This is a genomic window from Cupriavidus agavae (assembly GCF_004217045.1).
GTDB classification, from domain to species: domain Bacteria; phylum Pseudomonadota; class Gammaproteobacteria; order Burkholderiales; family Burkholderiaceae; genus Cupriavidus; species Cupriavidus agavae.
This window is the reverse complement of sequence record NZ_SGXM01000002.1, coordinates 277,426-290,293: the sequence shown is the minus strand read 5'-3', so window position 1 is coordinate 290,293 and position 12,868 is coordinate 277,426. Positions and strand designations below refer to the sequence as shown.

Genomic DNA, 12,868 nt, shown 5'->3' with positions numbered 1-12,868 from the left:
AATGCAGGGCGGAAGTTCGCGCCGCCTGGCGCTGACCCCCTTCGGGAGGGTGCCCGCCGGGGCTTCTGAACCGCCGTCTAACTGCCGATAAGCAGAACAAACGTCGAATCTACCGGATTCGATCTCACTTTTTCAGGGAAAAAAGCGGAACTGTCCCCGGGGTCGCGCGGCGGTGGGCGCCTTGCGCGCGTCATCGCCAGCCGTCATGGCAACGCCTGCGGGCGGGCTCCCCGGGTTCGATCACCCAACGCGCACGGCATGGCAATGGAATTTGGAATTCGCGCATGGGCCGCCATCGCACCGGCATTGCACACGCCTGACCAATGGCAGGCGTGGTGCCGCGCGCCGTGGCTGCCCGACGGCGTTGGCCAGCCCGAGGGCGCCGGCCTGCCGGCGCTCGCCGCCATGGCCCCGATGCTGCGCCGGCGCGTCAATGCCATCGGCAAGGCCGCGCTGCATCCCGCCTACGCCGTCATGGCGTCGGCCAGCGCCGCCGCCGCCGGGGGCGCGCCGCCTTCCCATACGCCTTCCGTCTTTGCCTCGCGTCATGGCGATACCCACCGCGCGTTCGAGATGCTCAGCGAACTGGCGGGCGGCGAGCCGCTGTCGCCCACGGCGTTCGGGCTGTCGGTCCACAACGCCATCGGCGCCATGTTCACGATCGACCGCGGCGACGCCGCCAACCTGCAGGCCGTGGCGGCAGGGCGCGACACCGTGGAAACGGCGGTCGTCGAAGCCTGCGCCCTGCTGGCGGATGGCGCCGACGAGGTGCTGCTGGTCTGCTACGACGCGCCGCTGCCCGACGCCTACGCCGAATTTGCCGACGAGCCCGGCTGCCTGTTCGGCTGGGCCTGGCTGATCGGCCGCCCACGCGCCGGGGAGGCCACGCTGACACTGGATCTCGTGGCGCCCCGGACTGCCAAAGATGCCGATACCGCACATCCGGAGTTGCCGCATGGCCTGGACGTGCTGCGGTTCGTGCTGGCCGGCGAGCCGGCGCTGACGCACCGGGGCGAACGGGCCATCTGGAGGTGGCAGCGCCATGGTTGAGCGACTGGACCGCATGTGGCGCGTCTGCGCCACCGGCTTCTGTTTCTCCAGCTTCGGGGTGGGCGGGCTGCTGCTGCGCGTGCTGGTGTTTCCGGTACTGGCGTTGCTGCCGTGGTCCGACGCCACGCGCCAGCGCGCCTGCCGTGGCCTGATCCACCATGTGTTCCGGCTGTTCGTCTGGCTGATGCACAGCGTGGGCGTGATCCGCTACGAGGTGCGGCACGCCGAGCGGCTGCAGCGCGAGGGGCTGCTGGTGGTGGCCAACCACCCGTCGCTGATCGACACGGTGTTCCTGATGTCGCTGACGCCGCGCCCCGACTGCGTGGTGAAGTCGGCGCTGGTGCGCAACCCGTTCACGCGCGGCCCGGTGCTGGCCACGGGCTGGGTGCGCAACGATTCCGGCGCGGCGATGGTGGAGGACTGCATCGCCTCGCTGCGCGCCGGCAACAACCTCATCATCTTTCCCGAAGGCACGCGCACGCGGCCCGGCCTGCCGCCGGACCTGCGGCGCGGCGCGGCCAACGTGGCCGTGCGCGGCGGCTTCGCGCTGACCCCGGTGGTCATCCGCTGCCACCCGCCCACGCTGACCAAGGGCGAGAAGTGGTATCACGTGCCGGTGCGCCGGCCGCGTTTCGTCATCGATGTCCATCCCGACGTGCCGGTCTCCGCATGGGTGCCGGCCGGTCTGGACGATGCGCTGGCCGTGCGCCAGCTGACGCAATCGCTATCCGAATTTTTCTCCAGGGAGATCCGCCAGTGAAGGCGCTTGAGCAAGAAATCAAGGAACTGATCATCTCGTCGCTGTCCCTAGAGGACGTGGCGGCCGATGACATCGACCCGGCGGCGCCGCTGTTCATCGAGGGCCTCGGCCTCGATTCCATCGACGCGCTCGAACTGGGCCTGGCGCTGCAGAAGCGCTACGGCATCACGATGAACGGCGGCAAGGAAGAGGTGCGCGCGCGCTTTGCCAGCGTGGCGGCGCTTGCGGCCTACGTGGCCGAACAGCGCGGCCAGGCACCGGCCTGACGCCCTTTTTTCCGTCACCCTGCCCAGATACGGAGTCCGACATGACCCATGATGAAATCTTCGCGCGCGTGGCCGCGGTTCTTGAGGAAACCTTCGAGATCGACCCGGCCCGCGTCACGCCCGAGGCCCGCCTCTACGAGGACCTCGACATCGACAGCATCGACGCGGTTGACCTGCTGGTCAAGCTCAAGCCGATGCTGAACAAGCCGATCAAGCCCGAGCAGTTCAAGTCCGTGCGCACCGTGCAGGACGTGGTGCAGGCGCTGGCGCTGCTGATCGATTCCCCGGCCACCGCCTGACGCGCCATGGCCTGGCGCAAGTGGGGGCTGGCGCTGCTCACGCTGTCGTACCCGCTGGTGATCTACCTCGGGCTGCAGCACTTTTCGCCGCGCGTGATGGCGCTGGCGCTGGTGGCGCTTGCGCTGCTGCGCGCCGGTACCAGCCGCCAGGCGGGCTGGCGCGCGCTGGCGCTGCTGGCGGCCGGGCTGGCCGTGGTAGTCATGGCGTCGGACCATGCGCTGCCCCTGAAGCTGTACCCGGTGATCGTCAACGCGGCGATGCTGGGCGTGTTCGGCTGGACGCTGCGCCACCCGCCCACGCTTGTGGAGCGCCTGGCGCGGATGCGCGAGCCGGACCTGCCGGCCAGCGGCGTGGCCTATACGCGCCGCGTCACGCAGGTGTGGTGCGTCTTCTTTGTCTGTAACGGCACGATCGCGGCCATCACGGCGTTTGCCGCCAGCGATCGGGTCTGGGCGCTCTACAACGGCGCCATTGCCTATGGCCTGATCGGCGCGATGTTCGCCGGCGAATGGCTGGTGCGCCAGCGCGTCAAGGCGCGCGGCGCGGAGAATCGTCATGGTTGATCGGAAGCCGGCGTGGACCGGCCTGGGCGGGGTCATGGTGGCGCTGGCCGGTGCGGCGCAAACGCGCGCCGTGGCCGGCGCCGTGGATGCGCGGCAGTTCGTGGCGCGTGCGGCGGCGTGGCGGCGCCTGTTCGCCGGTGCGCCGGGGCAGCGCTGGGCGCTCTACCTGGACGACACCGCCGAGTTTGCCGCCGCGCTGTTCGGCGCGTGGCACGCGGGCAAGCACGTGGTGCTGCCCGGCGATACGCGGCCCGAGACGCTCGCGGCGCTGCGCGGCCAAAGCGACGGCTGGGCCGGCGAACTGCCGGACGGGCTGGTGCCGGCCGCGCCTGGTACCGATGCCGATGCCGGCCCCGATACCAATTGGCCGGTCCTGGCCACGCACGATACCTGGGTCACGCTGTTTACCTCGGGCTCCACGGGCGCGCCCGGCGCCATCGACAAGCGGCTGGCGCAGCTCGATGCCGAGGTCCACACGCTGCAGCAGGCGTTCGGCCGCCATTTCGGGAGCGAGACCCGCGTGCTGTGCACCGTCTCGCACCAGCATATCTACGGGTTGCTCTTCACGGTGCTCTGGCCGCTGGCCGCAGGACGCCCGCTGCCGGCCGCGCGGCTGGCCTTCCACGAGGAGCTGGTGGCCGCGTGCCAGGAAGACGGCAGCGCAGCGGTACTCGTCAGCAGCCCGGCGCACCTGAAGCGGATGCCGGCGGGGCTGGACTGGCCCGCCGTGCGCGGTGCGGTGCGGGCGGTGTTCTCGTCGGGCGGCCCGCTGCCGCCCGAGGCCGCCGCCGACGCGCTGCGCCACCTGGGCCAGTCGCCGATCGAAGTGTTCGGCAGTTCGGAGACCGGCGGCATTGCCTGGCGCCAGCGCGCGGTGCACGCCGACCGCTGGAACGCGCTGCCCGGCATTGCATGGCGGCTGCAGGACGGCTACCTGGCCGTGCGCTCGCCGCATCTGGCCGATGAGAGCTGGTACGTCTGCGCGGACCGCGCCTTGCCGGCCGGCGACGACAGCTTCGTGCTGGGCGGGCGCGCCGACCGTATCGTCAAGATCGAGGAAAAGCGCATCTCGCTGACGCAGATCGAGCAAAGCCTGGCGGCCTGGCCAGGCGTGCGCGAGGCACGCGTGGTGATGGTGGAACTCGACGTCGGCATGCGCGTGGCGGCGGCCGTGGTGCTCGATGACGCGGGCCAGGCCGAACTGGCCGCGCAAGGGCGGGGCGCTGTGACGGCCGCGCTGCGCAGGCATCTGGCGGCGGCCATCGATCCCGTGGCGCTGCCGCGCCGCTGGGCCTTCCTGCCGGCGCTGCCGTGCAACGCGCAGGGCAAGACCACCGAGGCGATGCTGCGCGAGGTGTTCCGCCGTACGGTGCCCGACGTGCGCTGGCTGGCCAGCGATGCCGTGTCTGCCACGGCCACGCTGCACGTAGCGGGTGACCTGGCCGTGTTCGACGGCCATTTCCCGGGTTCGCCCATCGTGCCCGGCGTGGCGCAGGTGGACTGGGTCATGGCGCTGGCGCCGCAGAAGCTGGACGTGCCGCCGCCGCAGCGCTTTGCCCGGCTCGATACGCTGAAATTCCAGTCCGTGATCCGCCCCGACAGCGACGTGCATCTGGCGCTGACCTGGCAGGCCGATACCCGGGCGCTGGGCTTCCGCCTGACCTCGGATGCCGGCCCGCACGCCAGCGGCAAGATCGTCTTCCACCCGGAGGCGCCGTGAGTCACGCCCCCCACGCCAACTTCCGCCCGGTGGTGCTGGTGCCGGTCTACGACCACGAAGGCGCTATCGGGGCGATGGTCGATGCCATCCTGCAGCACCCGCTGCCGTGCCTGCTGGTCGACGACGGCAGCGGTCCGGCCTGCGCGGCGGTGCTGCGCGATATCGCCGCCGCCCATCCGGAGCGCGTCAGGCTGGTGCGCCTGCCGCAGAACCAGGGCAAGGGCGGGGCGATCATGGCCGGTTTCTCGGCCGCAGCCGAACTGGGCTACACCCACGCGCTGCAGATCGACGCCGATGGCCAGCATGACGCGGCCTGCATCCCGCAGTTCCTGGCGCTGGCCGAGGCCGACCCCGGGGCCATGGTGTGCGGCCATCCGGTCTACGACGAATCGGTGCCGAAACACCGGCTCTACGCGCGCTACCTGACCCACGTCTGGGTCTGGATCAACACGCTGTCCCTGCAGATCCGCGATTCGATGTGCGGGCTGCGGGTCTACCCGCTGCCGGCCGTGACGCGGCTGATGCGCGAGGTGCGGCTGGGCCGCCGCATGGAATTCGACACCGAGGTGCTGGTGCATCTGGTCTGGCGCGGCGTGCGGATCGTCAACGTGCCCACGCGCGTCACCTATCCGATGGACGGCGTCTCGCACTTCCAGGCGTGGCGCGACAACGTGCTGATCTCGCGCATGCACACGCGGCTGTTCTTCGGCATGGTACTGCGGATGCCGCGCCTGCTCTGGCGCAAGGTGGCGGCGTGAATCCGGCCCGCCCGTCTTCCAGCGCCTCCGGCGCGGCCCCGGCCGCGGGCCGCTCGCGCCACTGGAGCGCGATCGGCGAGGTGACCTGCGTCTGGGGCGTCTGGTGCCTGTACTTCCTGAACCGGGTCTTCGGCCGCACGCTGTTCCGGCTCGTGGTGTACCCCGTGGTCACCTATTACTGGCTGACGCACCCGCTGGCGCGGCGCTCGTCGCTCGATTTCCTGGGCCGCGTGCAGCGCACGGCGGGCACGATCGGCCGCATGCCCACGTGGCGCCACTCGCTGCGCCATCTGTTCTCGTTTGCCGATACGCTGCTCGACAAGCTGCTGGCCATTGGCGGCCGCTACCGGTTTGGCACGGTGCGGCGCGAAGGCAACGAGGTGCTGCTCGAACAGATTGCGCGCGGACAGGGCGGCGTGATCATGACCGCCCACATGGGCTGCCTGGAGCTGTGCCGGGTGCTGGCAAACCAGCGCCAGGGCCTGCGGCTGACGGTGCTGGTCCACACCCATCACGCGGAACGCTTCAACCGCATCCTGTCGCGTCTGGATCCGCAATCGGGCGTGCAGCTCTATCAGGTGGACGATATCTCGCCCGCCACGGCGCTGGAACTGACGGCGCGGGTGGCGGCCGGCGAATTCGTGGCCATCGCCGGCGACCGCGCCCCGGCCCACGGCGGCCGGGCGGTGCGCGTGCCGTTCATGGGTTCGCCGGCGCGCTTCCCGGTGGGGCCGTACGTGCTGGCTTCGCTGATGCGGTGCCCGCTCTATGCGATGGGCTGCGTGCGGCTGCGCGAAGGCCATCTGCTGCGTTTCACCGAACTGGCGCACGAGGTCGTCCTGCCGCGCGCCAGCCGCGAGGCCGCGCTGGTCTCGCTGGCCACCGCTTACGCTGCCTGGCTCCAGGCCCTGGTGGTGGAGTCGCCGTACGACTGGTTCAATTTCTACGAATTCTGGGCCGACGATCCCGCGAGCGCCGGCCGGCAGGGCGCGGCGCAGCCATGAGCCGCCCGTCCCCTGGCATCGACATGTCCAAGACCTTTCATCACGCCATTACGCTGACGCCGGCCTTCCACGATCTCGATCCGATGAACGTGGTCTGGCACGGCAACTACATCCGCTACTTCGAGGTGGCGCGCTGCGCGCTGCTGCAGCAGATCGACTACGATTATCCGCAGATGCGGGATTCGGGCTACGCCTGGCCCGTGGTGGACCTGCGCGTCAAGTACGTGCGTCCGCTGGTCTACGGGCAGGCCGTTGAGATCCACGCCACCATCGTCGAGTGGGAGAACCGGCTCAAGATCGAGTACGAGGTGCGCGACGTGGCGTCCGGACAGCGCCTGACCAAGGGCTATTCGATCCAGGTAGCCGTCGACATGAACACCCAGGAAATGCTCTATGTGAGCCCGCCGGTGCTGTTCGAGAAGCTGGGGGTCGAGCCATGAAGCGCCGCCAGTTGCTCCGTTGCGCCGCGTTTGCGCTGGCGACGCTGGTGCTGCCGGCCCACGCCGCGGACCTGCTGGGCGGCGTGGCCGCACGGCTGGCCGATGCGCCGGTGATCCGGGGCCAGTTCGAGCAGACGCGCAGGCTGGCCGGCTTCAGCAATCCGCTGGTCTCGCGCGGTGATTTCGTGCTGGCGCGCGGCCGGGGCGTGGTGTGGGCCACGCGCGAGCCGTTCGCGTCGAGCCTGCTGGTCACGCCCGAGCGGCTGGTCATGCGTGGCGCCGATGGCAAGGTGCAGCAGCAGATGCAATCCGACAGCCAGCCCGCCATGCGCGTGGTGGGCGAATCGATGATCGCGGTGCTGCGCGGCGACCTGCGCAGCCTGCAGACGCGCTTCGACGTGCAGGGCAAGCTCGTGGGCAAGGACGGCTGGGCACTGACGCTGACGCCGACCGATGCCGGCCTGCGGCGCGTGTTCGCCCGCATCGAACTGGCCGGCGACCGCTTCGTGCGCAACGTGCGGCTGGAGGAAGCGGGCGGCGACAGCACGGTGGTGCGGATGATCGATCCGGCCCCGGCGCAGAAGCTGACCCCGGCCGAGGAGCAGCGTTTTGAGTGAGATGGCTGGCGTGGCGATGCGCGGCGGACTGACCCGGCTGGAGCGCTGGCTCGCGGTTGGCTGGCTGCTGCTGGTGCTGGCGCTGGTGGCGCACCAGTTGCAGTTCTGGCGCGCCTCGCGGCTCGACACCGATGTCATGGCCCTGCTGCCGACCAGCGAGCGCACCGCCACGGCCGACCGTGTACTGCGGCGGCTGGCGGACGGCGTGGCGCAGGAAGTGGTGGTGCTGGTGGGTAGTCCCGACTGGGCCCGCACGCGCGCCGCCGCGCAGCGCTTCAGCGCGGCCACGGCGCCGCAGGCCGCGCTGCTGCAGCCGGTGGACAAGATCGCCACGTTCGATTTCGATGCCGCGCTGGCGTTCTACCGCCCGTGGCGCGACCGCCTGCTGACCGATGCGCAGCGCGCCGGGTTGCAGTCCGCCGCGCCGGAGGCGCTGGCGCAGCAGGCGTTGACCAGGCTCTACCAGCTTTCCACCGGCCCGCGCCTGACCGACTGGGCGGCCGATCCGCTCGGGCTCTGGCAGGACTGGTGGCTGTCGCGGGCGGCGGTGACGCGGGTGCACGAGCGCGACGGGCTGGCCTCGGTCAGCGGCGACGGCCGCGAGTGGGCGCTGCTCTCGTACCGCATCACCCGGCCCGCGTTCTCGGTCAGCGGCGCCACCGACTACGGCGACCTGCTCAAGGCCGCCGAGGCCGCGGCGCGGCAGGGCGACGACGGCGTGCGGGTGATCGCGGCGGGCATTCCGCTGCACGCCGAGTCGGCGGCTGCCCAGGCCAACTTCGAGATGAACGTGATCGGCTGGGGCTCGCTGGCGGCGGTGCTGCTGCTGGTCTGGCTGGCATTCCGCTCGCTGCGGCCAATCGTGCTGGTGGGCCTGTCGCTGGCCATCGGCACGGCGGCGGCGATTTCCGCCACGGCCATCGTTTTCGACCGCGTGCACCTGATCACGCTGGTGTTCGGCGCCAGCCTGGTGGGCGTGGCCGAGGATTTCGGCATCCATTACTTCGTGACGCGGCAGTCGATGCCGCGCGCCACGCCGCCGTCTGTGATGCGCTTCCTGCTGCCCGGCCTGGCGCTGGCGCTGCTGACCAGCGTGGTGGCGTACCTGGCGCTGGGCGTGGCGCCATTCCCGGGGCTGCGGCAGATGGCGCTGTTCTCGGCCGTGGGGCTGGTGTCGGCCTTCCTGACCGTGGTGTTCTGGTTCCCGCTGCTGGATCGGGGCACGCTGCGCCAGACGCGGCTCTCGAACTGGCTGGCCGGCAGCCTCGCGCGCTGGCCGCGCGTGCGCAACGACCGCCGCACCTGGCTGGCGCTGGCCGCGCTGGCCCTGTTCATCGTGCCGGGCGTCTGGCAGGTGCGCATCGTCGACGATGTGCGGCAACTGCAAAGCTCGCCGCCGGCGCTGGTGGACGCGCAGCGCGCTGCCGGGCGGCTGCTCGGCACGCCGAGCCCGGCGCAGTTCGTGTTGGTGCGCGGCGCCACATCGGACGCGGTGCTGGCCGGCGAGGAGGCGGTCAAGGCGAAGCTGGCCGATGCCATCGCCCGGGGCGACCTGCAGGGCTTCGTGTCAGTTTCTGACTGGGTGCCATCCGCCGCCCGGCAACGTGCCGACGCGGCGCTGGCGGAACGCCAGGAACTTGCGGTACGCCAAAGCGTGGCCCGTGCGCTCGGCGGTACCATCGCGGCGCCGGCCACGGCTGCGGCAAGCGCCGACAGCGTGCTGACGCTGCAGGCGTGGCTGGCGAATCCGGTGTCCGGCACGCTGCGGCATCTCTGGCTCGACCGCGAAGGTAGCGGCTACGCCAGCGTGATGCTGCTGCGCGGGCTCGAAAAACCGGCCGTGATGCCCGGCATCGCCCGCGTCGTGGACGAGGTGCCCGGTGCCGAGTGGGTCGACCGTATCGCCGATCTCTCGGGGCTGCTGCACCACTACCGCGTGCTGATGAGCTGGCTGCTGCTGGCCGGCGCGGGCGGGGTGGCGCTGCTGCTGGCCTGGCGCTATGGCCGGGCCGGGTGGCGGGCGCTGGTGCCGACGCTGCTGGCGGCGGCCATCAGCGTGGCCGTGCTCGGCTGGCTGCACGTGCCGCTGCAGCTGTTCTCTGTACTGGCGCTGGCGCTGCTGCTGGGCGTGGGCGTGGACTACGGCATTTTCCTGCTGGAGCATCCCGGCGATGGCGTGTCGTGGACCGCGATCGTGCTCGGCGCGGCCAGCACGCTGCTGGCTTTCGGGCTGCTGGCGCTGTCCTCGACACCGGCGCTGCACGCGTTCGGCATGACCATGCTCTCGGGGGTGGGTGCCGTATGGTTCCTGTCGCCGTGGTTCCGCCCGGCGGCCGGGCCATCCCATAACAATGTTGAACAGGGTTGATCCAGAATGAAGAAGGAACAGGTTGATGTGCTGATCGTCGGCGCCGGCCCGTCGGGTTCGGTGGCGGCGGGGCTGCTGCGCAAGCGTGGCATTGGCGTGCTGGTGATCGAGAAAGAGGTGTTTCCGCGCTTCTCGATCGGCGAGAGCCTGCTGCCGCAGAGCATGGAGTACATCGAGGAAGCCGGCATGCTGCGGGCCGTGGTCGAGGCCGGCTTCCAGTACAAGAACGGCGCGGCGTTCTCGCACGCCGGACGCCATACCGCGTTCGACTTCCGCGACAAGTTCTCGCCGGGCTGGGGCACCACCTACCAGGTGCAGCGCGCCGACTTCGACAACGTGCTGATCCGCGAGGCCGAAAAGCAGGGCGCCGAAGTGCGCTTCCGCCATGTGGTGGAGGCCGTGGACGTCAGCGGTGCCCGGCCGCTGGTCACGGTACGCGATCCCGAGGGCCAGGCCTATCAGGTGGAGCCGGGCTTCCTGCTCGATGCGTCGGGCTTCGGGCGCATCCTGCCGCGGCTGCTGCAGCTGGAATCGCCGTCCAACTTCCCGGTGCGCTCGGCCATCTTCACGCACGTGGAAGACCACATCCCGGTTGGCGATGCCAGCCAATTCGACCGCAACAAGATCCTGATCAGCGTGCATCCCGAGCATCAGGACGTCTGGTACTGGACCATCCCGTTCTCGAACGGCCGCTGCTCGCAGGGCGTGGTGGCGGAGAAGGCGTTCCTGGACCGCTATCCCGGCGACGAAATGACCAGGCTCAAGACGCTGGTGTTCGAGGAACCGGGGCTGGCGAAGCTGCTCGGCAACGCGGGCTGGGATACCCCGGCGCGCCAGATCGTGGGCTACTCGGCCAACGTCAGTTCGCTGTGGGGCAAGGGCTACGCGCTGCTCGGCAATGCCGGCGAGTTCCTGGACCCCGTATTCTCGTCGGGCGTGACCATCGCGTTCAAGTCGGCCAGCCTGGCGGCCGGCTGCGTGGCACGGCAACTGGCCGGCGAGACGGTGGATTGGGATGCTGACTACGCGCAGCCGCTCAAGGGTGGCGTGGACTGCTTCCGGACCTATGTGGAAGCCTGGTACGACGGGCGCTTCCAGAAGGTGATCTTCCATCCCGATGGCGCGCCGGAGATCCGCCAGATGATCTCGTCGATCCTGGCTGGCTATGCCTGGGACCGCAAGAACCCGTTCGTGGCGGAGTCGAAGCGCCGCCTGAATGTGCTGGAGCAGCTTTGCGCGGCTTGAGTCTCGCCTCTTGCGTGGTGGTGGCCGGGCTGCTGGCGCTCGGCGGCTGTGCCACGCCCGCGCCGCAGGATGCCGGCGCGCCTGCCGTGCAGAGCGCCCAGCCGTCCGCGACGGTGCCGCTGCTGCGGCTGCCGCCGGCCTCGCTGGGCCGTACGCTGCACCTGCAGCAGCAGATCACGGTGCAGTATCCCTCGCCCCAGGGCGAGCAGTCGCGCGACCTGCTGGCGTTGCTCGAAGCCGATGCCAGCCACACCCGGCTGGCGGCGGTGGCCGGCGGCCAGGTGCTGGCCCGGCTCGACTGGGACGGCACCGACCTGCGCGTGACGCGCGCCCCGTGGGCGCCCCCGGAACTGCTGCCCGAGCGTATCCTCAATGATCTGCAGCTCTCGCTGTGGCCGGTGGCAGCCATCCAGGCGGCGCTGCCGGCTGGCTGGCGGCTCGAAGCCACGGCGGACAGCCGCCAGTTGCGCGCAGGCGCCGAGGTAGTGGCCGAGATCCGCTATCCGGACGCCCGCACGACGCAGTTCGTGCAACGCCGCGACGGCTACCGGCTGACGATCCGGACGCTGCAGGAAGGAGGCACGCGATGACGGTCTACCTCAACGCGATGAACGTGATCTGCGCGCTCGGCAGCGGGAATGATGCGGTGCGCGCGGCGCTGTGGCGCACTGACGGCCCGAGCGGCGGAGAAACCACTGACCGCTACACGCCCGGCACGCCGCTGCACCTCGGCACGGTGCGCGAGCCCATTGCGGCCAATGACCTGCCGCCAGGCGTGGCCCCGGGGCTGTTCAGCCGCAACAACGCGATGCTCGACCGCACGCTGGCCGCGCTGCGGCCCGCCGTGGAAGCGGCCATCGCGCGGGTGGGTCCGACGCGCGTGGCCATCGTGCTGGGCACCAGCACCTCGGGTATCAGCGACGGCGAACTGGCCGTGCGCGAGCGCCAGCGGACCGGCAACTGGCCGGCTGCCTTCCACTACGGGCAGCAGGAACTGGGCTCACCGGCGCAGTACCTGGCGCTGGCGCTCGGCGTGGCCGGACCGGCCTACACGATCTCCACGGCCTGCTCGTCGAGCGCCAAGGCGCTGGCGGCTGCCGGCAGGCTGCTGGAGCAGGGCGTGGCCGACGTGGTGGTTGCCGGGGGCGTCGATACGCTCTGTGCGTTTACGATCGCCGGGTTCCGCTCGCTGGAATCGGTCAGCGCCGAGCGCTGCAATCCGCTGTCCGCGCATCGCCACGGCATCAACCTGGGCGAGGGGGCGGCGTTGTTCCTGATGTCGCGCGAGGCCGGCCCGGTGAGGCTGGCGGGCTGGGGCGAGACGTCCGACGCGCATCACATGTCGGCCCCCGACCCGGTAGGCCGGGGTGCCCGCACGGCCATGGCGCAGGCGCTGGCGCGCGCCGGCCTGCAGCCGGGCCAGATCGACTACCTGAACCTGCACGGCACCGCGACCGAGCAGAACGACGCGATGGAGTCGCGCGCGGTCACAGACCTGCTCGGCGCCGCTGTGCCGGTCAGTTCCACGAAGCCGCAGACCGGCCATACGCTGGGCGCGGCCGGTGCCGTGGAGGCGGCGCTGCTGTACCTGACGCTGACCGACAATCCGCAGGGCCGCCTGCCGGCGCACTGGTGGGACGGCGTGGCCGACACCACGCTGCCCGCGCTGCACGTGGTCGGTGCCGACGAAACGCTGGGCCGCCCGGTACGCAACGCGATGAGCAATTCGTTCGCGTTCGGCGGCAGCAACAGCGTGCTGGTGCTGGCCGGGGGGTAA

Annotated in this window: 14 protein-coding genes; all 14 read left to right on the top strand. The window is 70.7% G+C overall.

Annotated features, from left to right (window positions below; genetic code table 11):
• Positions 1-264 precede the first annotated feature (264 nt).
• From EV147_RS12390 to EV147_RS12325, 14 genes are read left to right on the top strand one after another with little or no spacing between them, the layout of a single operon-like run.
• A complete protein-coding gene (locus tag EV147_RS12390; RefSeq protein ID WP_235844708.1) occupies positions 265-1,050 on the top strand; it encodes a beta-ketoacyl synthase chain length factor in 786 nt (261 codons plus the stop codon).
• Positions 1,043-1,810, top strand: coding sequence for a lysophospholipid acyltransferase family protein (locus EV147_RS12385; protein ID WP_130391482.1), 768 nt, complete (start codon positions 1,043-1,045; stop codon positions 1,808-1,810). The genes EV147_RS12390 and EV147_RS12385 overlap by 8 nt, the downstream gene beginning before the upstream one ends.
• The gene (locus EV147_RS12380; protein ID WP_130391481.1) at positions 1,807-2,076 is read left to right on the top strand and encodes a phosphopantetheine-binding protein; all 270 of its coding nucleotides are present in this window, start codon (positions 1,807-1,809) and stop codon (positions 2,074-2,076) included. Before EV147_RS12385 ends, EV147_RS12380 begins: the two co-directional genes overlap by 4 nt.
• Positions 2,077-2,117: 41 nt before the next feature.
• The gene (locus EV147_RS12375; RefSeq protein WP_130391480.1) at positions 2,118-2,375 is read left to right on the top strand and encodes an acyl carrier protein; all 258 of its coding nucleotides are present in this window, start codon (positions 2,118-2,120) and stop codon (positions 2,373-2,375) included.
• A gap of 6 nt (positions 2,376-2,381) precedes the next feature.
• Positions 2,382-2,939 (top strand): COG4648 family protein, encoded by a 558-nt coding sequence (locus EV147_RS12370; protein WP_130391479.1) that lies wholly within the window; start codon positions 2,382-2,384, stop codon positions 2,937-2,939.
• Positions 2,932-4,659, top strand: a complete 1,728-nt coding sequence (locus EV147_RS12365) for an AMP-binding protein (RefSeq protein ID WP_235844707.1) — start codon at positions 2,932-2,934, stop codon at positions 4,657-4,659. Before EV147_RS12370 ends, EV147_RS12365 begins: the two co-directional genes overlap by 8 nt.
• Positions 4,656-5,417 carry a glycosyltransferase family 2 protein gene (locus tag EV147_RS12360; protein ID WP_130391478.1) on the top strand — a complete coding sequence of 254 codons (762 nt, stop codon included), beginning with the start codon at positions 4,656-4,658 and terminating at the stop codon, positions 5,415-5,417. The genes EV147_RS12365 and EV147_RS12360 overlap by 4 nt, the downstream gene beginning before the upstream one ends.
• Positions 5,414-6,421 (top strand): LpxL/LpxP family acyltransferase, encoded by a 1,008-nt coding sequence (locus EV147_RS12355; RefSeq protein WP_130391477.1) that lies wholly within the window; start codon positions 5,414-5,416, stop codon positions 6,419-6,421. Before EV147_RS12360 ends, EV147_RS12355 begins: the two co-directional genes overlap by 4 nt.
• Positions 6,422-6,444: 23 nt before the next feature.
• Positions 6,445-6,861, top strand: a complete 417-nt coding sequence (locus tag EV147_RS12350; RefSeq protein ID WP_130391476.1) for an acyl-CoA thioesterase — start codon at positions 6,445-6,447, stop codon at positions 6,859-6,861.
• Positions 6,858-7,478, top strand: coding sequence for a LolA family protein (locus EV147_RS12345; RefSeq protein WP_130391475.1), 621 nt, complete (start codon positions 6,858-6,860; stop codon positions 7,476-7,478). Before EV147_RS12350 ends, EV147_RS12345 begins: the two co-directional genes overlap by 4 nt.
• Position 7,479: 1 nt before the next feature.
• Positions 7,480-9,846: an MMPL family transporter gene (locus tag EV147_RS12340; protein WP_235844738.1), complete on the top strand. Its 2,367-nt coding sequence runs from the start codon at positions 7,480-7,482 to the stop codon at positions 9,844-9,846.
• A 6-nt stretch (positions 9,847-9,852) separates the two neighbouring features.
• The gene (locus EV147_RS12335; protein ID WP_130391474.1) at positions 9,853-11,091 is read left to right on the top strand and encodes an NAD(P)/FAD-dependent oxidoreductase; all 1,239 of its coding nucleotides are present in this window, start codon (positions 9,853-9,855) and stop codon (positions 11,089-11,091) included.
• A complete protein-coding gene (locus tag EV147_RS12330) occupies positions 11,088-11,681 on the top strand; it encodes a DUF3261 domain-containing protein (protein WP_235844706.1) in 594 nt (197 codons plus the stop codon). The genes EV147_RS12335 and EV147_RS12330 overlap by 4 nt, the downstream gene beginning before the upstream one ends.
• Positions 11,678-12,868: a beta-ketoacyl-ACP synthase gene (locus tag EV147_RS12325; RefSeq protein WP_130391472.1), complete on the top strand. Its 1,191-nt coding sequence runs from the start codon at positions 11,678-11,680 to the stop codon at positions 12,866-12,868. The genes EV147_RS12330 and EV147_RS12325 overlap by 4 nt, the downstream gene beginning before the upstream one ends.